The 21,856-nt window shown below is 39.6% G+C and carries 18 protein-coding genes and 1 pseudogene; 9 read left to right on the top strand and 10 right to left on the bottom strand.

Features of this window, described 5'->3' with window-relative positions; all coding sequences use genetic code 11:
- The first annotated feature begins 117 nt into the window (after positions 1–117).
- On the top strand, positions 118–2,109 hold the full coding sequence (locus tag CV014_RS07045; RefSeq protein WP_236141377.1) for an ABC transporter ATP-binding protein: 1,992 nt from the start codon (positions 118–120) through the stop codon (positions 2,107–2,109).
- A gap of 366 nt (positions 2,110–2,475) precedes the next feature.
- Here CV014_RS07045 and psaB read toward each other — a convergent pair whose 3' ends face one another.
- Positions 2,476–4,704: a photosystem I core protein PsaB gene (gene psaB, locus CV014_RS07040; protein WP_236141376.1), complete on the bottom strand. Its 2,229-nt coding sequence runs from the start codon at positions 4,702–4,704 to the stop codon at positions 2,476–2,478.
- A 358-nt stretch (positions 4,705–5,062) separates the two neighbouring features.
- Entirely contained in the window at positions 5,063–5,278 is a 216-nt protein-coding gene (locus CV014_RS07035; protein ID WP_236141375.1) for a hypothetical protein, read from the bottom strand.
- Positions 5,279–5,534: 256 nt separating this feature from the next.
- Between CV014_RS07035 and ndhI the strand changes: the two genes are divergently transcribed.
- Together ndhI and CV014_RS07025 are read left to right on the top strand one after the other, a co-directional pair.
- Positions 5,535–6,131 (top strand): NAD(P)H-quinone oxidoreductase subunit I, encoded by a 597-nt coding sequence (gene ndhI / locus CV014_RS07030; protein WP_236141374.1) that lies wholly within the window; start codon positions 5,535–5,537, stop codon positions 6,129–6,131.
- Between the two features lie 4 nt (positions 6,132–6,135).
- Positions 6,136–6,717: a DUF4142 domain-containing protein gene (locus CV014_RS07025; RefSeq protein WP_236141373.1), complete on the top strand. Its 582-nt coding sequence runs from the start codon at positions 6,136–6,138 to the stop codon at positions 6,715–6,717.
- A gap of 157 nt (positions 6,718–6,874) precedes the next feature.
- On the opposite strand, the gene CV014_RS07020 is transcribed toward CV014_RS07025, so the two are convergent.
- Positions 6,875–7,366, bottom strand: coding sequence for a hypothetical protein (locus CV014_RS07020; RefSeq protein ID WP_236141372.1), 492 nt, complete (start codon positions 7,364–7,366; stop codon positions 6,875–6,877).
- A 527-nt stretch (positions 7,367–7,893) separates the two neighbouring features.
- Here CV014_RS07020 and CV014_RS07015 point away from each other — a divergent pair.
- Complete coding sequence (locus tag CV014_RS07015; protein ID WP_236141371.1) at positions 7,894–8,157, top strand: hypothetical protein; 264 nt, start codon at positions 7,894–7,896, stop codon at positions 8,155–8,157.
- Here CV014_RS07015 and CV014_RS07010 read toward each other — a convergent pair.
- Positions 8,154–9,596 (bottom strand): pentapeptide repeat-containing protein, encoded by a 1,443-nt coding sequence (locus CV014_RS07010; protein WP_442946891.1) that lies wholly within the window; start codon positions 9,594–9,596, stop codon positions 8,154–8,156. The genes CV014_RS07015 and CV014_RS07010 overlap by 4 nt on opposite strands.
- A 177-nt stretch (positions 9,597–9,773) precedes the next feature.
- Complete coding sequence (locus CV014_RS07005; RefSeq protein ID WP_442946890.1) at positions 9,774–10,484, bottom strand: pentapeptide repeat-containing protein; 711 nt, start codon at positions 10,482–10,484, stop codon at positions 9,774–9,776.
- Between the two features lie 347 nt (positions 10,485–10,831).
- On the opposite strand from CV014_RS07005, the gene CV014_RS07000 reads away from it, so the two are divergent.
- A complete protein-coding gene (locus CV014_RS07000) occupies positions 10,832–12,007 on the top strand; it encodes an FAD-dependent oxidoreductase (RefSeq protein ID WP_236141368.1) in 1,176 nt (391 codons plus the stop codon).
- Between the two features lie 315 nt (positions 12,008–12,322).
- Here CV014_RS07000 and CV014_RS06995 read toward each other — a convergent pair whose 3' ends face one another.
- The 4 genes from CV014_RS06995 to CV014_RS06980 all read right to left on the bottom strand — a co-directional run bounded on the left by CV014_RS06995 (position 12,323) and on the right by CV014_RS06980 (position 16,552).
- Positions 12,323–13,408 carry an AI-2E family transporter gene (locus CV014_RS06995; protein ID WP_236141367.1) on the bottom strand — a complete coding sequence of 362 codons (1,086 nt, stop codon included), beginning with the start codon at positions 13,406–13,408 and terminating at the stop codon, positions 12,323–12,325.
- 48 nt (positions 13,409–13,456) lie between these two features.
- Positions 13,457–14,890: a bifunctional orotidine-5'-phosphate decarboxylase/orotate phosphoribosyltransferase gene (locus CV014_RS06990; protein WP_236141366.1), complete on the bottom strand. Its 1,434-nt coding sequence runs from the start codon at positions 14,888–14,890 to the stop codon at positions 13,457–13,459.
- A gap of 126 nt (positions 14,891–15,016) precedes the next feature.
- Positions 15,017–15,739 carry a molybdopterin-dependent oxidoreductase gene (locus tag CV014_RS06985; RefSeq protein WP_236141365.1) on the bottom strand — a complete coding sequence of 241 codons (723 nt, stop codon included), beginning with the start codon at positions 15,737–15,739 and terminating at the stop codon, positions 15,017–15,019.
- A gap of 213 nt (positions 15,740–15,952) precedes the next feature.
- Positions 15,953–16,552: a cytochrome b/b6 domain-containing protein gene (locus CV014_RS06980; protein WP_236141364.1), complete on the bottom strand. Its 600-nt coding sequence runs from the start codon at positions 16,550–16,552 to the stop codon at positions 15,953–15,955.
- A gap of 106 nt (positions 16,553–16,658) precedes the next feature.
- Here CV014_RS06980 and CV014_RS06975 point away from each other — a divergent pair.
- The 4 genes and pseudogenes from CV014_RS06975 to CV014_RS06960 all read left to right on the top strand — a co-directional run.
- Positions 16,659–16,757 (top strand): annotated as a pseudogene (locus CV014_RS06975) (IS1/IS1595 family N-terminal zinc-binding domain-containing protein); the annotation flags it as partial.
- Positions 16,758–16,847: 90 nt separating this feature from the next.
- On the top strand, positions 16,848–17,942 hold the full coding sequence (locus tag CV014_RS06970) for an NYN domain-containing protein (RefSeq protein WP_329608355.1): 1,095 nt from the start codon (positions 16,848–16,850) through the stop codon (positions 17,940–17,942).
- Between the two features lie 176 nt (positions 17,943–18,118).
- Positions 18,119–19,147 (top strand): 4-hydroxyphenylpyruvate dioxygenase, encoded by a 1,029-nt coding sequence (gene hppD, locus CV014_RS06965; protein WP_236141363.1) that lies wholly within the window; start codon positions 18,119–18,121, stop codon positions 19,145–19,147.
- Complete coding sequence (locus CV014_RS06960) at positions 19,110–19,397, top strand: hypothetical protein (protein ID WP_236141362.1); 288 nt, start codon at positions 19,110–19,112, stop codon at positions 19,395–19,397. The genes hppD and CV014_RS06960 overlap by 38 nt, the downstream gene beginning before the upstream one ends.
- Here the strand turns inward: CV014_RS06960 and CV014_RS06955 are convergent.
- Complete coding sequence (locus CV014_RS06955; protein WP_329608352.1) at positions 19,371–21,605, bottom strand: TOMM precursor leader peptide-binding protein; 2,235 nt, start codon at positions 21,603–21,605, stop codon at positions 19,371–19,373. The genes CV014_RS06960 and CV014_RS06955 overlap by 27 nt on opposite strands.
- Positions 21,606–21,856 lie beyond the last annotated feature (251 nt).

Raw genomic sequence — 21,856 nt, 5'->3', positions numbered from 1 at the left:
TGTAAGGGAAAGACTTTTTCATGTTTTCTTGTGTATGCAGTTCAGGACGGCTACTTAAATGCAAAACTACTGCTACAATCCAAATAATTTTTACTCAATAGTCATACCAATACTCCTATGAGAGAAACTGTCCTAGAAGTTCGCAATCTCCAAGTAGAATTCTCCGGTGATGGGGATACTATCAAAGCCGTAGATGGGATTTCGTTCACACTCAAACGCGGTGAGACTCTAGGAATTGTAGGAGAATCAGGTAGCGGCAAATCAGTTACATCCCTAGCGGTGATGGGTTTATTGCAGTATCCCGGCAGAATTAGCGGCGGAGAAATTTGGTTTCGTCAACAGGCGGATGCAAATCCCATCAATTTAGTAGAGTTACCATCCCAGGAAATGCAACTATACCGAGGTGGGGACATCGCGATGATTTTCCAAGAACCGATGAGTTCCCTAAATCCGGTGTATACAATTGGTTTTCAACTCCAAGAAGCCATTCAACGTCATCAAAATGTCACCGCCGAGGAAGCGCAAAAATTGGCGATCGCAGGTCTGCAAGAAGTTAAACTTTTACCTAGTGATGAGCAGCTAAAACAACAATACCTCGATACTTGGCAAGAAACTCACTCCCATACCCCCGTTGATGAATATCAGGTGGTGCAGATGGTGAAGCAGCATAAGGAATCTATGCTAGAACGCTACCCTCACCAACTTTCTGGGGGACAACTGCAACGGGTGATGATTGCAATGGCGATTTCTTGCAACCCCCTGTTACTCATTGCAGATGAACCAACCACAGCCTTAGATGTTACCGTCCAAGCCACAATTATCGACCTGCTGAGAGAATTACAGCAAACTCGTGAGATGGCGTTGATTTTCATCACCCATGACTTGGGTTTAATTTCGGAAATCGCTGACGAAGTAGCGGTGATGTACAAAGGCAAAGTTGTAGAATACGGCGCATCGGAGCAAATTTTTCATCATCCCCAGCATCCCTACACTAAAGGTTTAGTTGCTTGTCGTCCCACCCTTAACCGCCGTCCCCAAAAGTTACTCACAGTCTCGGATTATATGACAGTGGAGGAAACATCAACAGGACAATTATTGATTCAAGAGAAAGAACCTGTTGCACCGCCAGAAGTGAATAGTCATGAGATTAGCCAAAGATTAATTCAACTAGAAACACAACCACCCCTGCTGCAAGTACGTGATTTGAAAGTAGCTTTTCCCATTAAAGGGATATTGGGAGGGACGAAACGTTATCACATGGCTGTTGATGGTGTTTCTTTTGATGTCAAACCAGGAGAAACATTAGGTTTAGTGGGAGAATCTGGTTGTGGGAAAACGACTCTAGGCAGAAGTTTATTATTATTAATTGAACCAACAAGCGGTCAAATTATCTTTGATGGCCAAGAAATCACAGAAAAAATCGATGCTTTTGGTTTTGCACCTTCTATATCAATTTCTCCAAAAAACTGGTTGCGGTCATGGGATGAAATTTCCTTAGATTTAGATGTCAAACTAGCACTGCGCCGCCGCAAAATCCTCAAGGGTCATAAAATGCCTAATTTACGGCGGGAAATGCAAATTATTTTTCAAAATCCTTTTAGCGCACTTGACCCTAGAATCAAAGTAGGGGATGCGATCGCTGAACCGTTAGTCATTCACTCCATTGGTAAAAATCGCGAAGAACGGCGTGAACGCACAGCTTACCTGTTAGAAAGAGTCGGTTTAAGTGCAGATGCCATGAACCGTTATCCACATCAATTTTCCGGTGGACAACGCCAAAGAATTTGTATTGCCCGTGCTTTAGCCTTAAATCCAAAATTTATTATTTGTGATGAGTCAGTATCGGCCTTGGATGTATCTGTACAAGCACAAGTATTGAACCTCCTCAAAGAATTGCAAGCTGAATTTCAACTCACTTATATTTTTATTTCCCATGATTTAAGCGTCGTCAAATTTATGAGCGATCGCATTTTAGTGATGAATCGTGGCAAAATTGTTGAACAAGGCACAGCCGAAAGCATCTACCGCGAACCCAAAGAAGCGTATACACAAAAATTAATTGCATCCATTCCCACTGGTAGCCCGGAAAGGGTGCGTTCTCGGAATTAGGGAATCGGGAATCGGGAATCGGGAATTGGGAATCGGGAATCGGGAATCGGGAATGGGAGACAAGGTAGATTTTAACCCAATGCCCAATGCCCAATGCCCATACCCAAATAAAATCCCCCTTTGATAGCAATAAAGGGGGATGATGGCAAATAATCAGAGGAAATTTGAAACTTTCTTGGAAACAGTTAGGTTTAAAACCGTACTTCGCAACGTTCCGCTAACACCCTTGGTGTGTAGCTGAATTAATTGCGTTAGCGTACCCCTCCGGGGAAGCAAGCTACGCGGTAGCGTCTCGTAGAGAAGCGGGACGTTAGTCCATTGCGAATTGCGAATTGCGAATTGCGAATTGCGAATTGCGAATTGGTTTTATCCGAATTTACCGGCAGTTGAAGCTATGAGGAATGCCGCATAGATCAAGACATAACCGACGGTGAAATGTGCCAAACCAACTAACCAACCTTGGACGATAGATAACGCTACAGGCTTATCCTTCCAACGGACTAAGTTGGCTAATGGTGTGCGTTCGTGCGCCCAAACTAGGGTTTCAATTAATTCTTGCCAGTAACCACGCCAGCTAATTAAGAACATGAAACCGGTCGCCCAAACTAGATGTCCGAAGAGGAACATCCACGCCCACACAGATAAATTACTTGTACCGTAAGGGTTATAGCCGTTAATTAATTGTGCAGAGTTCGCCCAGAGATAATCTCTAAACCAACCCATGAGGTAGGTAGAGTTTTCATTAAATTGGGCAACGTTACCTTGCCAAATACCTAAATGCTTCCAATGCCAGTAAAATGTCACCCAGCCTAAGAGGTTCAACATCCAGAAAAAGGCAAGATAGAAGGTTTGTTCCCAAGAGGAGGTTTGACAAGTACCACCACGACCAGGGCCATCACAGGGGAAGGTGAAGCCGAAGTCTTTTTTATCGGGCATGAGTTTACTACCACGGGCATCTAATGCACCTTTCACACAGATTAGTGTAGTGGTATGTAGACCAAGTGCGATCGCATGGTGGACTAGGAAATCTCCGGGGCCAATAGTTAAGAATAGGGAGTTAGTCCCAGAGTTAATTGCATCTAACCACCCTGGTAGCCAGACGTTCCCATGATTGGGATAGGCTGTAAAGGCAATACTATCAGGATTGGATAATAGTGCATCCATGCCATACAGTAGTTTACCGTGGGCAGCTTGGATAAATTGAGCAAATACCGGCTCAATTAAAATCTGCTTTTCTGGTGTCCCGAAGGCAACTACCACATCGTTGTGAACGTATAACCCCAGTGTATGGAAACCCAGGAATAACGACACCCAACTTAAGTGGGAGATAATCGCTTCTTTGTGTTGGAGAACACGGTCTAATACATTACCCTTATTTTGGTCGGGGTCGTAGTCCCGCACCCAAAATATCCCAGCGTGGGCAAAAGCCCCAATCATCAAGAAACCAGCAATATATTGATGGTGGGTATATAACGCCGCTTGGGTGGTGTAGTCCTTGGCTATGAAAGCGTAAGGCGGTAAGGAGTACATATGCTGGGCTACTAAGGAAGCGGCTGTTCCCAAAGCTGCTAAGTGAATACTTAACTGGAAGTGCAGAGAGTTATTGTAGGTGTCGTAAAGTCCTTGATGGGGGAGGTTAAATTGCCCTTCGGTGCGGATACCAAAGAAATTTCTCGCATTGAGCATTTCTTTGATGCTGTGACCGATACCGAAGTTAGTGCGGTACATATGACCGGCGATAATGAAAATAACTGCGATCGCTAAATGGTGATGTGCCATATCAGTCAACCACAGAGATTGCGTTTGGGGATGGAAGCCACCCAAAAACGTTAAAATCGCTGTTCCCGCACCTTGAGACGTACCGAAGATATGTCCTGCTGTATCAGCATTTTGAGCATACACACCCCAATTACCAGTCCAGAACGGTGTTAACCCGGCTGGGTGAGGTAAGGTTGTTAAGAAGTTATTCCACCCCACATGAACCCCACGGGATTCAGGAATGGCGACGTGAATTAAGTGACCAGCCCAAGCTAGAGAACTAACACCAAATAAACCCGCCAAATGGTGATTTAACCGAGGTTCAGCACTTTTAAACCAAGTCAAACTAGGGTGGAAGTTGGGTTGTAAATGCAACCAACCAGCAAAGAGAAATAACGCCGCCAATAACAACAGGAACACCGAACCAATGTACAAATCATTATTGGTTCGCATCCCAATGGTGTACCACCAATGGTAAACACCAGAGTAAGCAATGTTCACTGGATAGTTAGCACCGCCTTGGCTAAAAGCTTCTACAGCTGGTTTACCAAAGTGCGGGTCCCAAATCGCATGGGCGATGGGACGAATATGTAAGGGGTCTTGAATCCAGCGTTCAAAGTTACCTTGCCAAGCTACGTGAAACAATAAACTAGAAGCCCAGAGGAAAATAATCGCTACATGACCAAAGTGAGTAGCGAAGATTTTTTGATATAAATTTTCCTCTGTCATCCCGTCATGGCTTTCAAAGTCATTACCTTGAGCCATTGCGTACCAAATACGCCGCGTCGTTGGATCTTGAGCCAGATCCTGGCTAAATTTAGGATATTTTACTGCCATGTATGTTGATCACATCCTTCTGTACTAAACCAAGTTGCTATTGTTAATGTCCTAGTAATTTTCGACAATTTTGATAGCAAACTTAGTATTTATGGATATACATCGGGCTAATTTAAGACCTATATTTTCTAGGCAATGTGATGTAATTAGTCTTGATAGGAGTATTAAAAAAATCCACTACTACTTCCATCACACTAGAGGAAGAGATTAGTATTAAATAATTGTGTACTGGAGTTTAAATCTAAAAATCAACATCTTTTTATCAGCTTTATGCTTACACATCATATTTCGCTAAATTTTAGAAATGATAGGTGTTTTTCCAAAAAAATAATGTCTTTCAGCCAATTAATGTTTGATTTTAAGGATTGATAATGCCGTAGTAAATAGCAGCCACAAACAAAATAGCTATAAACACCAAAATCAAAAACCCACGTAGCAAGATAGCGAAACTATCATTTATTGATGTATTTTCTGCTTGGGCTGGCATATCGCGATTATTTATAGTTTGGTTAGATGTATTTTGTGCCTGCAATGATGCTGCTTTCCCAATTGTAGATTTATCTTTGGCTTTCATAGATTTAGATGAAAATTTGAGGTAAGAATACTGCTATTTTTTTAAAAAATAGTTGCTGTCTACATCATCCCTGAGAGTTAGATTAATTTATTATCTATTGTGGCTCTATTATCGAGTAATATTAACAAAATTAGTAGTTTAAAATACATAAAAACCTATAATTAACTTAACCTCTATTCATCTCGTTTGATAGAGTTTAAAGACATTCAAGATAATTAACTTACTGAATAAAAGTGTTGGGTAAGAGTAATTGACCATGTTTAAATTTTTGCAACAAGTTGGTGATTATGTCCAAAGTTCTTTGCAAGCTGGTCAATATATAGGACAGGGACTAGCGGTCACATTTGACCACATGAAGCGTCGTCCAATTACTGTGCAGTATCCTTATGAAAAACTTATCCCATCGGAGCGTTTTCGGGGCAGAATTCATTTTGAATTTGATAAATGTATTTCTTGTGAAGTCTGTGTAAGGGTATGTCCGATTAACTTACCTGTAGTAGATTGGGAATTTGATCAAGCCAATAAAAAGAAAAAACTCAACCACTACAGCATTGATTTTGGAGTCTGTATTTTTTGCGGTAATTGTGTAGAATACTGCCCAACAAATTGTATATCTTTTACTGAAGAATACGATATTTGTACATATGACCGCCACGAATTAAATTATGACAATGTAGCTTTAGGTAGACTACCTTACAAAGTGACTAATGACCCAATGGTGACACCATTAAGAGAGTTAGTTTATTTACCCAAAGGAGTATTTAATCCTCACGGTGTTCCTGATAATGCTCACCGTCCAGGTTTATTACCATCAGAGATTTTAGAACAGGGTTTAGAAAATACTGATAGTTGAGATTATGCTTTTACAAAAAACGACCAATCTGATTAGTATTATAGGATTAAGTGCTGCGATCGCCATCACTAGTAATTTACAAATCAGTCCGCAAGCAACCGCTACCAATATCAGCCAAAATTCTCTTCCTGCAACTAGCCAACTAACTCAACTTGATAGATGGTACGCCACGACTGCTGCTCAAGCTGGAATGGCAGAAATTGAAATGGCTAAATTAGCATTACAAAAGTCTCAGAATAATAATGTGAAAGAGTATGCCCAGCAAATGATCAAAGACCATACACCTGCAAATCAAGAATTAATGCAATTGCTCACTCAAAAAGGAATCACTCCACCTAGCAATGTAGGAGTTAAGTATCAAGCCTTAATTGAGCAGTTATCTAAATTATCCGGCGAAAATTTTGATCAGGCGTACATTAATGAAGCTGGTATTAATGCACACATGGAAAATTTAATCTTTAGTAGTCGTCTGTTGCAACTAGGTGAAGATCAAGATTTGAAAGCTTTTGCAGTTAAAAATATGCCCTTGATAGAAGCGCATTTACAATTGATGGAGAAACTTTTCCCACAACCCACTCAACAATGATAAATACTTTGGTGTTGCCGACAATATTCTTGAAAAGCTCACGCAAAGGCGCAAAGACGCAAAGAAGAACGCAGAAAGATAACTCTTGAATTTATGTATTCGGAGTGTTCAATTATTCGTGCAAGAGGTCTAATGACTAATGACTAATAACTAATAACTATCCCTCCTCCCAAGCTTGGCGAATTTTCCGCGATTTGATTTCCCCCTTCAATAAACAGACAGGACATCCACAGGGTTTCTTTCCATGTGCTTCTGGATAATATCGCCAGCCTAAGACTTGCGGTAAAGCTTTAATATGCTTAATCTCATCGGCGGCGATTTTACGGGGAATGAAGACTTCATAACCTTGGGAATTCTTCGCCTCCATAATCATTCCGGCTGCTTCTGCAACAGTTGTATGTAAGTGCTGACGATTATAATGTCCGACATAAACTTCCTGTTCATCAGGAATGCGAAAATAAACACCACAAATATTCCGTTGTCCAGAACGCTTGAGTTCCCTTAACCATTGATGAGAAATGTAGAAATCAGGAATTATCGGCATAGCAAATACACCTTTAGGATATTCCTGTCGGTAAAATCTTGGCTTGATCCCAGAACGTAAGACTGAATTACGATTGTTTGATGAAGTCAGATGAACTAACAGCACAATTACTTAAAAGCGGATTGAAATTAGCAATAACTTAACTCATTCTGCTAAGAATGACCAATACTCTATTTAATTCAATTTGATTCAGCTCGATTTACGAAAATTTGGCATGACATTATCTTGACTTAATATTTTTTTTACAGAAACAATAAAAATCTGCTTAAGTAGAAATACTAGACTTAATCTATAGTAATCTCATACTTATCTTGGTAATTGCAACAAAACAGTAATGATTAGCAATGTTTCTTGATACTATTTTGGCTATTTTTTTTTGGTTAAAGTTTTTTATGGTTGTTAACTAAACCTGGGACTACTCAAGTGCGGCTACAAGACTTACTAAAACACAGATTTGATCCCTTTTTATGGTGCAGATAGTTATCACATTACAGAAAATTTCAATTTTTTTGACAAAATTAGCGATAAGAGAGTAAACCTGACTGTATTGATTGTTGATGGTCTTTGCATTTAATTATATCTAGCAACTGATTATTATTAATAACCCCCTCTACAAAAGTCGAGTCATCATTATGATTAATCCTCTAGAAACCGAAGAAAGTAAATTTGATGGAGAAACGTTTACTAAAGTTTTTATTTATACAATTTGTGCTGCTACGGTTTTAACCGCTAGTATTTTAGTCGCTAAGTCTTTTATTTTTAATGGTGGTGCTGTCGAGAAATCAAGTTATCCTACCTCAATTCCCTGGATTAACACTAAATTAGACTGTGAAAATACTGGGCGCAACTGGATAGATAACAAGTGTTGGGATCAAGAACACAGTGCGGAGTTTTAACTAGACTGTCGCCAATGTATGGGAATTTCGATGTGATCTGGTAGTTTCGTGGTGCGATCGCCAATTGCTAAACTAAGTTGTTGAGATAGCAGGTTTTTCACGCCTGTCAGAATCGCCCCCGCTAGGTTGACATCAAAAAAGTCAGTTTCGGCTAAGTTTGCTCCCACTAGACTGGCTTGGCTCAAGTTAGCTTCGTAAAGGTTAGCTTTTTGCAGATTTGCTCCCATAAGATTGGCTTTAGATAAATCTGCTTCGGTTAAACTAGCTTCTGTAAAGTCAGCAAAGATAATTTCTGTTTGTGTTAATTTAGCAGCATTTAAATTTGCGCCACATAGATTTGCACTATTGAGGTTAGCCCCTTGCAAGTTCGCTCCAATCAACCCACAATGAGACAAATTAGCTTTCCCTAACTTCGCCCCTTGTAGGTTAGCCAGAAATAATTTCGCACCTGTTAAATTTGCTACTTTTAATGTTGCTTGTTGTAAGTTGGCTTTGTAGAGATTAGCACCTTGTAAGTTTGCTGCGCGCAGGCTAGCTTCTGTGAGATTCGCTTCCCGTAAATTCGCACCATACAAATCTGCACGGTTGAGGTTTGCGCCTTGGAGATTTGCACTTTGTAAATTAGCTCTCACTAAGTTGGCTTCGTAAAGAAAGCAGCCAGATAGTTTGGCGTTTTCCAGATTTGCATCACTGAGATTACAACTGTGCAAATCCGCTCCCCTTAAATCTGCTCCGCGTAAGTCTACTCTTTGTAAATCAGTCCCTAATAAATCTGCACGCTTTAAATCTGTAAATCGCAAATCCAGTTTTTTATCTGCATCATCCTGTTGAGAATTACGCCTACCAATTACAGTTAATGCGGCTTGAATATCTCGACGCAGTTTGGGAAATTCTTCTAGCTGATCATCTTCATGGTTTTTGGGCTGAATTAAAGAGGTGGCTGTATTTTCTTCTTTGTGGTGTTCTGCATCTAAATCAGCATTTTCTCGCACAAATGCTGTGAGAATTTCCATAATTGTCCAATGTTCTTGAGGAAAATCTTGGGCAATTTTTTCTAGGACATAAATGGCACTGGTGCGAGTAGCTATTTTCTCATGTCCTAGTTGGGCAATAGCTGACATTAAGCGTTCTGAAATTAATCTATCTTGCGATAGTTTGACATTTTGCAAACTAATCTCTAGATTTTTTTCCGCCGCGATCGCACTTTTTTGTATAGCATCTATGCGTTTTACGGTATAGTAGGCGTGGATAGTTAAACCCAATCCCAAAAAGGCGATCGCGGTTGTAGTTAATGCCTGATTTCTGTACTGTAGTTGTTCTTGAATCGATAAGTTATCAGGTGTCGCAAACAACCATGAAATCAAAACGACACAGGAAACAAATATAATTACTGTACCAATTAACCATTGCCAAGGTTTAGCCGTTTTATTGGCAGATATATTAGTAATATTTCTCACCACACAGAATTATTACTGAATAATAGTTAGATATTCCCATCATCATAACATAAGAATTTACTGAGGCGATGATTACGGCAAAAATTGCTATGTGAGAATATTTATGTAATTTGCCAGAGAAATTCTATTCGCTTAATTATTATACTTAGTGTTTTTCTCTTACGTAAATTTTGCTTCCCGCAGATTTGCTTTATCTAGAATGGTTTCATCCAAATTTGCCTGCTGTAAATTGGCAAGATAGAGATTTGCCTGATATAAATTAGCACTAGTAAGATTAGCTTGACTGAAGTTGGCTGCACTCAAAATTGCACCCGAAAGGTTTGCATTGGCGAGATTTGCACCGCTTAGGTTAGCTGCACTCAAGATAGCACCAGAGAGATTTGCTTGACTTAAGTTTGCACCAGCCAAATTTACATGATATAAATTTGCCCACTCTAAGTTAGCTTTTTGAAGATTTGCACCACGCAAATCTGTGTGACTTAAATCTAGCTGTGCATTCTCTGTCTCTGGTTGGCGATGGATTTGAGTAATTACGGTTAAAATTGCCTGAATTTCTGCCCTAATTTGATGTGTAGAGCTAGGATTTATTTTTGTATGCTGTCGCACAAAATCACTGAGAAACTCCAGAATTAACCACGAATATTGCGAATAATTTCGCGCTAAGTTTTCTAATTGAGTGATGGTTGCTAGAAATTCTACAGTTTTTTGCTGTTGCCAATACTGAGTCACTAAATGGCACTTTTGTCTAATTACATCAGGAGAAATATTTTGTGGAAAATCTATATTTTGAATGATGTTTAATATAGACAATTGATTATGGATAATTGTCTTGGTGGATTGATGATAAAAATCAATAATTATGTTCAACATCATTAATACATTTATCAAAAAAGGATATCGTGTTATTTTCTCTATATTAGAAGAATTTGAGTAGTGGTAGATATAACGATTATATGCAGTCTCACCAATATAAAAATCACTAATTCGTTATATGTATGTAAAATGTAACTGCTGTAATTCGTGATTTCCAGTTATGATTGATACGTAATAACTAGATTGATTCTTGGATATTTAGCAGTAAATCATGAATTTGCCGGAAAAATTATCTTCCATCAATAAAAAATGTATTAATTGATATTCTTAGCTAAATTAAATAAAGTTATATATAATACAGCCATAATTTTAAGAAAAAAATATTAAATTCCTAATAATTTACGATGCGCGCCCAAAATTTAGTATTAGTTGGTGGTGGTCATAGTCATGCTATTGTCCTCAAGCTGTGGGGAATAAAACCCTTAGCAGGAGTGAATTTGACTTTAATTACACCCACATCAACTACACCCTATTCGGGAATGTTACCAGGACATATTGCTGGTTTTTATAGCCGCGATGAGTTTTACATTGACTTACAAAAATTAGCTGATTTTTCCCAAGCACAACTATATTTAGATCAAGTCATAGACATTGATTTACAAAATCACCAAGTAATTTGTGCTGAACGTCCGCCTGTCAATTTTGATTTATTATCTATTGATATTGGCAGCACACCTGCCACAATATCTGTATCAGGTGCAGCAAAATACGCAACTCCAGCTAAACCAGTAGGTAAATTATTAGAAAATTGGTATCAATTATTAGTAGATGTCTCTCAAAATCCCCAACAAGCAATTACCATAGGGATTGTTGGTGGTGGTGCTGGTGGTGTGGAATTAGCTTTATCTATGCAAGCACATTTGCAGCGCATTCTACAACAACCGCAACAACCGCAGCAAAATTTAGCCATCCATTTATTGCAACGTCATCCTCAACTCATGCCACAGCATCACCCATCTGTACAATATCAAGTACAGCAGGTTTTAATCGAGCGTGGTGTGAAATTACATCTAGGGGAAACCGTATTGCAAATTGCACCATCCCTGAAAAACACAACATCATTGGTAGTCAGGTGTGAGTCTGGGTTGGAGTTAGAATTTGAAAAAGTCTTTTGGGTAACACAAGCATCCGCACCCCAGTGGCTAAAATCCACAGGATTAACCACCGATGAACATGGCTTTATTTTAGTGAAAGATACATTGCAATCTCTCAGCCATCCAGAGGTGTTTGCAGCCGGTGATATTGCGACAATGAAGGATCATCCCCGTCCGAAAGCGGGGGTGTTTGCTGTGCGACAGGGGAAGCCATTATTTGAAAACTTGCGACGTATGCTATTGGGTCAACCACTCCAACCCTACAAACCGCAGCAACAATATCTCAGTTTAATAGGTACGGGAGACAAAAGAGCGATCGCCACCAAAGGTTGTTTAACTCTACCACCGCATCAACTAATCTGGTGGTGGAAAGATAAAATTGACCGTCGTTTTATGAATAACTGGGGAATGGCGACTAAAAATTAGCCCATAAAAAGACCCCAGCTAACGCCGGGGTACTGATGATGTATGCCATCAACTCTATTCCTAACTATAGAGGATGCCATCTTCTCGGAATAAACGCATCCGGGTAAATGCAATAATTGCATAATTTTTATGACGATTTGACAACTAAGTGAAATTTCTTAAGTAATAAAACCCTCACCAACACTAAGTTTGAGTTCATATTTCTCACTAAATGACGAAAATGCGTAATCATCATGTTAAATCTCTGACTCCAAGTGTCTTCGATTTGGAATTCCCTACACCCCTATTTCTTCAGAAGCATGATCCTCAATTTATTTATAGGGTTTCTCCCTTGCCCCCTGCCCCCTGCCCCTTGTCCTCTTTTTGACTAGACAGAGAATCCCAACCATCAATAATATCTTTGATTAAACCCGCCGCAGGTACAGCCACCAATAAGCCTAACAAACCCCCAACATAAGTACCAACAAGCAAGGAAATTAACACCCACACAGGTTTTACCCCCGTTAAACTACCTAAAAGACGGGGTGCGATCGCTTGGTCAATGATTTGGTCGATAATAATAGCTACTACTAACACCTTCACAGCCAACCAAAAATCATAAGACACAATCACTAAAGTAATCACACTCAGGCTGACAATATCACCGAAGGGAATCAAACTAAAAACACCAATTCCTAAACCAAAAAGTAACCCAAACTGCACTTGAAAAGCCAGAAACATCATTGTCTGACAAGTACCTATCAACAAAGCTAAAGTCCCCTGTCCCAGTAAATAATTTTGCAGATTTTTTTGAATAGAATCCCCGAATTTTTTAATAGAATTTCCAGGTAATTTATGCCAAATACTATCCCAAATCCTTGACCCATCTAATAAGAAGTAGAAAGCCAGAACTACTGTAATTAAAGCCTCAGATAAACTATCAATAGTATCTATCACTATAGTGACAAACTTATCAGAAAGATATTCTAATTCATCTGGGATTTTATCAGTGATTTTTGTCAAAATTTGACTTAAATCAATATGCAGCCTTTCACTAATAAATAAAGCATTTAAATTCTGGATTTTTGCTTGGGTAGAGTCTATCCATTGAGGTAGCATTCTCACTATCTCATTAAGCTGTTCTAATGCGATGGGCAATAAGATAATCCCTACAGCTACTAATATTAGTAAAGTGGCAAAAAATACTAAACCCACAGCATAGTTACGCTTCATTCCCCTTTGCTGAAGGAGGGAAACAGGATAGTTTAAAATAAATGCTAGTAAAGCCGCCAACACCAAAATTGTCACTAAAGGCTGGAAATAGTGAAAAAATTTACCAACCAGCCAAATATTCAAAAACACTAGCGGAAATAACAGAGTTATAATTAACCACTTAATTAATTGATTCAGCGAAATATTCATCCCTGTTAGCCTATCCCTGATAACATCCACGCATCACATTTTAGAAAACTAAAACTCACTCAAAGCCGAAAATTGCTCATCATCAATCTTCCCACATTGATGCAGGATATTTGTAATTTCCGAAATCTTTAACACCGCGTGACCACGATAGCCATTGGCTGATAACCGTTCTTTTACTCCTTGTTCATGGTCAATAAAAACCACAATATCATGCACATTTAAGCCAGCAGATTTTAACTTTTCTGCCCCTTCCATGACACTTTTACCACTGATGAGAATATCATCAACAATAGCTACAGTTTCTCCTGGATGAAAATTACCTTCAATTAATCTCCGAGTTCCGTGTGCTTTCACCTCCTTCCGAGGAAAGATCATAGGACAATGCAAACGTAAAGATAAGCCGGTAGCCGTAGGTAAAGAACCATAGGGGATACCTGCTAATCGATCAAAATGCAAATTTCTCAGAATTTCTTCATAACCACTGAGAACTTGATTAAATACTTGAGGATTAGAAATAATCTTGCGTAAATCAATATAATAAGGAAAAGTCGCGCCGGATGCTTGGACATAATTACCAAACATAATGCAACCAATATCATAAAGTTGCAAAATTAAATCTTGATAAGGATGTCGATTCGGGACAATAACATCTGAAAACCAAACAGCGCAGTTAGAATCATTTTGAATTACCTGCGTCCTCATCTGATTAATTTCTGTACGTAACGCCTGAATTTCCTCAGATAAATTTCCTGCGCCCAACATATCTTGAGGGACAGGAATTAATAGTCCATTTCTATTACTATCTAACCCAGCCGCGAGAATTTTATTTAAATTACTTCCCTCACCCCAAACACTACGCGCCATAATTATCCGTTCCGGCGCGACAGCACGAATTTGAGACAAAATCTCAGCATTGGTAGTTCCTACTTCTAAGCCCAATTGTTCAGGAGTTCCCCAATTTCTAGATTCTTTTGCTACCTGTAAATAAAGAGGTGATTCCGGCGTAGGATATTGTTGTAAAGCTTCCGCACCTGGGTTAGAAGTGCAACATAAAATAAAGACGGCTTTATCAGGATAAACCAGAAAAGGAGCTACATGATCTTGTCCTGTATAGGGAGTGAGGGTAATTGCATCAACTTGCCATTCTGTAAATACTGTGCGAGCAAAGATAGTGCTAGTATTTAAATCACTATGTTTAGCATCCAAAATAATCGGGATGTGATGAGGAATAGCTGCTAAAGTTTTTTGTAGTAATTCTAAACCAGGAATTCCCAAAGCTTCATAAAAACCCAATGTCGGTTTATAAGCACAGACAAAATCAGCAGTTTCAGTGATGATAAATTGTAGCCATTGCCATAAACCATCAATAATATTTTGAGATTCATACCTAGCCGGCATCATCTCTATATTAGGGTCAAGTCCGACAAATAGTAAACTTTGATTTTGCGAAATAATAGTTTGTAATTTATCAGAAAAAATCATGTTGGTTAGTCAGTAGTCAATAGTCAATAGTCAATAGTCATTAGTCATTACTTATTACTGATTACTCATTACTTATTACTCAGCACTCAGCACTCAGCACTCAGCACTCAGCACTCACTCCAAACCCTAAATACCCGCAAACCATTCATAACCCAAATCTTCCCAGTAGCCTCGAAAATTGGTTAAATGACTGGTGAGAGTAATTTGAGTTACCCATTTACTTTGCTTGTAACCAAGTTTAATTGGTGAGGCTAGACGTAAAGGCGCACCATTTTCTACTGGTAAAGGTTGACCATTTTTTTCATAAGCTAACAGTGTTTGGGGATGTAAAACTGAAGCGATATCCCAACTTTCGTAATAACCATCAGCAGATTTAAAATAAGCATACTTGACATTAGTTTTAGGACGGGCTAGTGCAATAATTTCTTTTAAACGTATACCGCCCCACTGCACGATCGCAGCCCAGCCTTCTACACAAACATGACGTATAATCATGGAGGTTAAGGGCAAATTTTGAATATCAGCCATGCTCAAACTTAATGGCTGTTCTACTTCACCATCTATAATTAACCGATATTTTTCTATATCAATAATCGGCGTACCACGAAAACTATTCACTATTAATGCTTCCGGTTGAATTGCGCTAGGTGCAAACTCTGGTACTGGCTTTTGTGGTTGAAATATTAGCTTCTCGACTTTTTGATTTAGTGGTTCTGATAACGTACCAACTAAATCTTCAAATGTGGGTGTACCACAACCACTAAGCAAAAAACTCATACTGGAAATTCCTGAAATCTTCAGAAATCCCCGACGGGTTAATTGAGGACGATTGAAACGAATTAAATCCATATTAAAAATATTACCAATAGCACAGCGTAAGTAGAACAAGGTAAATAATTAAGTGTTGGTAGTGAGAACTTTAGTTCTCTCTGGGAGACGTTTTGCGAACAGAAAAGGACTAAAGTCCTTACTACGAACTGAATACTAGTATTTTTACATTGATTAACATAGTTTTTTCAGTAAATATTTGTAGCTGAGATGAATCAGGAGGTTTGATTACTACTACCAAAACATTGATGATGTCAGTTCTTCTCCTCCAGCTTTCTTACCTAAAAATGAGTGAACAAAAGCAAATATAACTACCATCGGCACAGATATAAAATGGACAATTCTCAATCCTTGCCAACCACCAAACATATCGACAATAGCAGGAAATTGAGCAGGTTTATACATTCCTAACCCTGTAAATAATGCCAATAGCAAAATCGGAATAATAGAGGTGTAAACAATGCGATGCCAAGCATAAAATAAACGCTTAGGATTTTGAGTTTTTTGTAAGGCTTTGATGTCGTTAACACCGACAAATCGATGTCGCCAACGTCGAGTAATTAAAACATAGATGCCATACCATAAAAGATTTAGGGAAAATAACCACATAGCTGCAAAATGCCAATGTCTACCACCAGCTAACCAACCCCCTAGTGTAAATATGGGTGGTATGTGTAAACCCGCACGTCCACCAAACACAGGGTTAGCGTTGTAAATTTGCAGTCCACTTGTGACCATCAAAAATAAGCTAACGATGTTGATAGTATGGAAAATTTTAGCTCCTAGTGCTTGTGTAGGTAACTTTCTCATCTTAGGGGGAATCGTCGTAGTCATAGGATTAAATGTTAGGGTGAGACAATTATATTAAAAAATGTGAAGCAAACTTTTCAAATCACATACTTAGAGGTAATCATCAGCACAAGCAGTGCTGAAGAATAAAATGAAATGTCCTCATTGTGCATCAACCTCATACCGCAAGAATGGTCATCGCAAGGGTAAGCAAAACTACCTATGTAAAAATTGTGGTAAACAATTTCTAGAGTATGTATTACCTAATACTCCCGCAGATGAGTTGATAACTGATAGCAATGGACATAGTCACATATCAGTTTCGCCAGCAACAGAACTGATGACAGAAACATCTCAACCACAAAATCATCATGGTGCGTTGAGTGGAAATTTCTTGGAAGACATGATCCGAAGTTTCTTAGATAGTGGTTATTTAGAATCTCCGGCTGTGTGGGAATTTGTGCAGAGAATTCAGCAGCAAATTCAACAGAAATCTACTCCAGAAACATCAGGCATAGCTGTATTATTATTGGATGTGGAGAACTTGAAAATTAATGCTGAACTTGAAAATTTTCTAGCTAGTATATGCAAATATCCCCTCCAAGTCAAAATAGGGTTTGCTAATTGGAAAAATACTAGTCTGGGCAAGCAAGATGTGGATTTATATGAACGCGGTTATCAGCTTGTTCATGTACCTGATGGGAAAGATGGTGCAGATGCGAAAATGATGACTGTAGGGGCAAATATTTTAAGTTATTATCCTCATGCTAGGGAAATATTTGTCTGTTCTGGAGACGGCATTTTAAATCATCTATGTAATGCCCTACAAAATCAGGGTTTGATAGTGTATTGGGTACGCAGACAAGGGCAAAATTTACATATAGAAAACCGCAATACTGGAAAATATGTTTTTTATTCTCTGTCGTCATCTAGCGAAATTCCTTCCCTAGCAGATGTGGTGAATAAAATAGAAAGCCTGATTAAATCTGAGCAAGAATCTCTTGAGGCTAAACTGAATAATCTGGTGGCGATCGCCCATTTATTTCAAGAGCGATGTCATTTAGAATTGCAGTATGAACAACCAGCTAAAGAAGATAAGAAACTACCGCCAGATAACCAAACTGAGACAAATACAGCAACTACAAAAGCTACTAACAAAGAGATTAGCTCCCAAACAGAGTTAGAAAAAATACTGTTAGCAATTATCGCCAATCATACAAAATCTACTCAAGATAAACTATCTGTATCCAAACTCAGCACCGAATTACAAAGAAGATGTGGGCAATCTCCGAATGCAATTATTAAGAAATTAAAGCTTGGTTCTAGTTTTATCAAGTTTTTGCAGTCATCATCCCTATTTATCTTGAATTTCGACGGTAAAGAGTATGAAATCACTAATTCTCAAAATCAGCCTTTAGGATGTGTAAATTTATAGAATTAGTCGTGTGTTAATTAGGAGATAATTCATCCTTAATACCTATGTCCCTAAGAGGATGTGGGAAAAATCATGAATAATGTCTGGATAATTATTGCTTAGGCAAGACTCAAAAATTTAGTGATAACCACAAAATCTACAATGATATTAGCTGTGGTGCTAGATTTTGAGAATATATGAAAATTGATCACGTACACTTTTATGTAACAGATGCCAAAATCTGGCGAGATTGGTTTGTCAACTACCTGGGGTTCACATCAGTAGCTAGTATCCATTCTTTCCACACTTGCACAGAAGCGGTAAAAAGTGGTGTGGTCAAGTTTTTGCTGTCTTCGCCATTATTACCTACTAGTCCAGTTGCTGAATTTTTACGTGAACACCCTCCTGGTGTAGCGGATATTGCCTTTGCAGTTCCAGATGTGGAAGAAGCGATCGCCCATGCGGAAATTAACGGTGCTACAGTCTTACAATCTGTTGAGGAACTCCACGTAGTTAATTCAACTTACAAATGTAGCAAAATCGCTGCTTGGGGTGGTTTGACTCATACCTTAATTGCTAGTCCTCCAGAAATTCATCCCACTGCACCCCATCAACTCATTACTGGCATAGATCATATAGTTTTGAATGTCGCCGCAGGTGAATTAGAACGAGTCGTGCGTTGGTATGAAAAAATTTTTGGTTTTCAACCCCGTCAAAGCTTTAAAATTCAAACTGCGCGTTCGGCTTTGTACAGTCAAGTCATGGTTTCTGCCCAAGGTGGCGTACAGTTACCCGTGAATGAACCAGCCTCCCCCAATTCCCAAATTCAAGAGTTTTTAGATTTTAATCGCGGTGCAGGAATTCAACACATCGCCCTCAAAACAGCCAATCTTATCCAAGCGATCGCTCAATTTCGTCAGCGTGGTTTATCATTACTCTCAGTCCCCCAAACCTATTACAAACAACTCCAAAATCGCCCAGGACTACCCCTCTCAGCTGTAGAATTAACAGCGATCGCACAACAAGAAATTCTAGTAGACTGGCAGCAAGATTCTGATCAAGGAGTGTTACTGCAAATTTTCACTCACCCCATCTTCGGACAACCAACCTTTTTCTTTGAATTTATTGAACGTCGTTCTCAAGCACAAGGCTTCGGAGAAGGCAATTTTCGCGCCTTGTTTGAAGCTATTGAAAGCGAACAAATTAAACGCGGAACTTTGGGGTAAGGGGGACTGGGGACTGGGGACTGGGGACTGGGGATTGGGGACTGGGGACTGGGGACTGGGGACTGGGGACTGGGGAAAAGGAGACAAGGGAGATTTTATCTCAATGCCCAATGCCCAATGCCCCATGCCCAATGCCCCATGCCCCATGCCCCATGCCCCATGCCCCATGCCCCATGCCCCATGCCCAATGCCCAATGCCCCATGCCCAATGCCCCATGCCCATTTAGATAAACATCGGAATTGGGTTTAGTTCGCTTTCTGGTAATGGTGTTTTTAACCAACCCAACTTTACAGGGACATCATAAAGCCTACCAGGTGCAAACTGCGCCCAAAAGTGGCGTAAGCCAGGAACAACTACCTTGACTACAGACATCCCAATATCTGGTTGTGTTTGGTCTAATACCAACATTTCTAAACCTTGTCGCGCTGCTAAATCAATGCAGGTTAAAACATCTGTCAGCAGATTATCACTACAATAGGGTGTGTAGTCTGCATAGGTTTTCGCTGCTAAACTCTGATTGGGAGCTAAGTAAGGTTGATTTTCTAATGTCGCAGTCATACACCAATTCTGCATATCTGGACGCGTAAACTTAGCTGACGCATGGGGATTTGCACCTTGAGACAGAAATACCATCTGGTTCATTTCTGTCACAGCACGCAACAGGGCAATTTTGGCATCAAAATGAGTCCCAAAACCAAAGAGAATATCTTCCGGTTGATGGTTTACTCTTCTGGAAATGGCGGCAAAAGTAGGAATATTGAAATCAGTTGTGATATCTAAAACCCAAAAATCTCTGCCATAAATTTGGTAGTAGGTTTGCAGATGATTTAAATAGGGTTCTGCAAAACTCTGCAAATCAACCGCCGGTCGAGATGTGCGGTTATACCACCAAATCGCCACCGCATCCCTTTCTACCAATTCCATAAATCCTTGCAGTATGGCTTCCTCTTGACAAGTACCAGCAGATGTGCCGTTAGTATCTGCATAACAAAAGCAGTGATTTTCCGCCAGAGGATAGCCATAATAACAATAGGCTGTAGGAATGTATTTAAATTTTTGCTGAGTTAGTGACCAAATAGGTGTCCAATCAATCACTTCACTGGCATTAAAGGGATCTGCAACCCATTGAATAAGATGGTGTTGCTGATTCCAAATCTGGCGATCGCGGTACTGCTCTGCACTATACTGCATTAAATCATGGGGATGAATTGCTAATTCTCCCAACTCGGCATAGGTGGCTTTGATGGTGATTTCTTCCCCTGTGTAAGTTCCTGAGTAGCGTTCTATGGCTTCTCCCACAGCACTCATTTTTGCCTGTGCTGCTGTTTTACCTTTCCCAAAACTTTTAGGACGCGCCGCCTTACCTAAATCTTTTAATTCCTTACTAGCTATAGGTAAACAATGTTCTGCCACATAGGCGTGGACTAGCTCATTATAGGGAAATGGTTGAAATAATTGCTTAATAATCCCAGTAATGGGGCTAATATGATGTTCATACTGTGCCGCCGCTAACTCAGGTAAATATTGCCGATATCCGCCATCATCAACTAACTGCTTCTTCCTGTCAGTTAATAGCAATGGTTGCGGTTGTGTATGCGCCAAGTTCATCAATTCACCACAACAACGACACTGCGGACGACGCACGACAAAATGACGTTGTAAATTGAGATTGATTAAATCAAAAGTGAGGATAGTATCCTCAAGAGAATGGTGTTCTGGATGAGTCACCCATTTAGCCACCTCTGTCGCTATCAAATTCAGTCCTGTCTGTAAAGTAGAGGCTAAAGCCGCGCGCGCTACCGATAAAGGTTCGCTGCTTTGTTTTTGTTCTTGAATAAAAGACTCAACTTCACGATTAATTCGGAGTCTTTGCGCCAGACATTCCCAGCATCCCGTCTGATAAGGACGAAAAATCGGGCCAATCCAAATCACGCCACCTATAGGTTTTACTAATAACCAAGAACGATTTGCTTGTAAAGCCTTACGGTTGAAGTCTGCTAACCCTGGTTGCAAATAATCATCTGTCAGTACAACACTAAATTCCCCCCCATCAGCAACTCCAACATTGAGAGATGCAAGTATGGTTTCTAAGACTTCCCCAGTCACGTTACCAAATGTTGTAATACTAACTTTAGTTGACCGCAGGCGTTGATCAACTATCTCCGTATTGCGGTTGAGCAATTCCCAAAAAGCAGACTCAGCAGGTGGTAGGCTATCTGTATTAGTAATATAGCCTTTCCGTTCTAACTGTTCTAAACCGTAGGTAATTTCATCAATCTTCGCTTGACCCTCAAGATGGGCAGCTATTTCTGCTACTGTATGCACTCCTGTGAGTAGAGGTGCTAAAAGACAGTACAAATACCCGTTTAGTACAAAATGTCCCTTTTCACTTAATAAAAAGACAGTGCGGGGGGGACAGACTTCCACATGAAAGCACTCTTTAAACTTTGGCTTCATGAAACACAAAGATATGAGGAAGGATAAAAGTATTTATGTTGATATAGGAATCTGATGGGATTCCTGAAATACTGAATCTAGGGAAGTCACAAACGGGGAACAGGATCTAGTTCAAAAATATGATGTCTACAGTCTACGGGAGTCTTACTTTATACCCGTCAGTAACTGTGAGCAAAACAATGCGATCGCCAACGATAGATTGATCACACAAAGCATATCATAGCCGATTGCACAGGTGAATCTGCTTAATT

Origin of the sequence: Nostoc sp. CMAA1605, from assembly GCF_021596505.1 — a bacterium.
GTDB lineage: Bacteria > Cyanobacteriota > Cyanobacteriia > Cyanobacteriales > Nostocaceae > Trichormus.
This window is presented reverse-complemented; position numbering and strand designations above follow the sequence as displayed.

Coding starts and splice junctions, on each gene's coding strand:
- CV014_RS06990 (WP_236141366.1), bottom strand. CDS start 14,890: ATGATTTTTTCTGATAAATTACAAACTATTATTTCGCAAAATCAAAGT.
- CV014_RS06985 (WP_236141365.1), bottom strand. CDS start 15,739: ATGGATTTAATTCGTTTCAATCGTCCTCAATTAACCCGTCGGGGATTT.
- CV014_RS07035 (WP_236141375.1), bottom strand. CDS start 5,278: ATGAAAGCCAAAGATAAATCTACAATTGGGAAAGCAGCATCATTGCAG.
- CV014_RS07015 (WP_236141371.1), top strand. CDS start 7,894: ATGATTAATCCTCTAGAAACCGAAGAAAGTAAATTTGATGGAGAAACG.
- CV014_RS07000 (WP_236141368.1), top strand. CDS start 10,832: ATGCGCGCCCAAAATTTAGTATTAGTTGGTGGTGGTCATAGTCATGCT.
- psaB (WP_236141376.1), bottom strand. CDS start 4,704: ATGGCAGTAAAATATCCTAAATTTAGCCAGGATCTGGCTCAAGATCCA.
- CV014_RS07045 (WP_236141377.1), top strand. CDS start 118: ATGAGAGAAACTGTCCTAGAAGTTCGCAATCTCCAAGTAGAATTCTCC.
- CV014_RS07005 (WP_442946890.1), bottom strand. CDS start 10,484: ATGTTGAACATAATTATTGATTTTTATCATCAATCCACCAAGACAATT.
- ndhI (WP_236141374.1), top strand. CDS start 5,535: ATGTTTAAATTTTTGCAACAAGTTGGTGATTATGTCCAAAGTTCTTTG.
- CV014_RS06980 (WP_236141364.1), bottom strand. CDS start 16,552: ATGACTACGACGATTCCCCCTAAGATGAGAAAGTTACCTACACAAGCA.
- CV014_RS06970 (WP_329608355.1), top strand. CDS start 16,848: ATGACAGAAACATCTCAACCACAAAATCATCATGGTGCGTTGAGTGGA.
- CV014_RS07025 (WP_236141373.1), top strand. CDS start 6,136: ATGCTTTTACAAAAAACGACCAATCTGATTAGTATTATAGGATTAAGT.
- CV014_RS06995 (WP_236141367.1), bottom strand. CDS start 13,408: ATGAATATTTCGCTGAATCAATTAATTAAGTGGTTAATTATAACTCTG.
- CV014_RS06955 (WP_329608352.1), bottom strand. CDS start 21,605: ATGAAGCCAAAGTTTAAAGAGTGCTTTCATGTGGAAGTCTGTCCCCCC.
- hppD (WP_236141363.1), top strand. CDS start 18,119: ATGAAAATTGATCACGTACACTTTTATGTAACAGATGCCAAAATCTGG.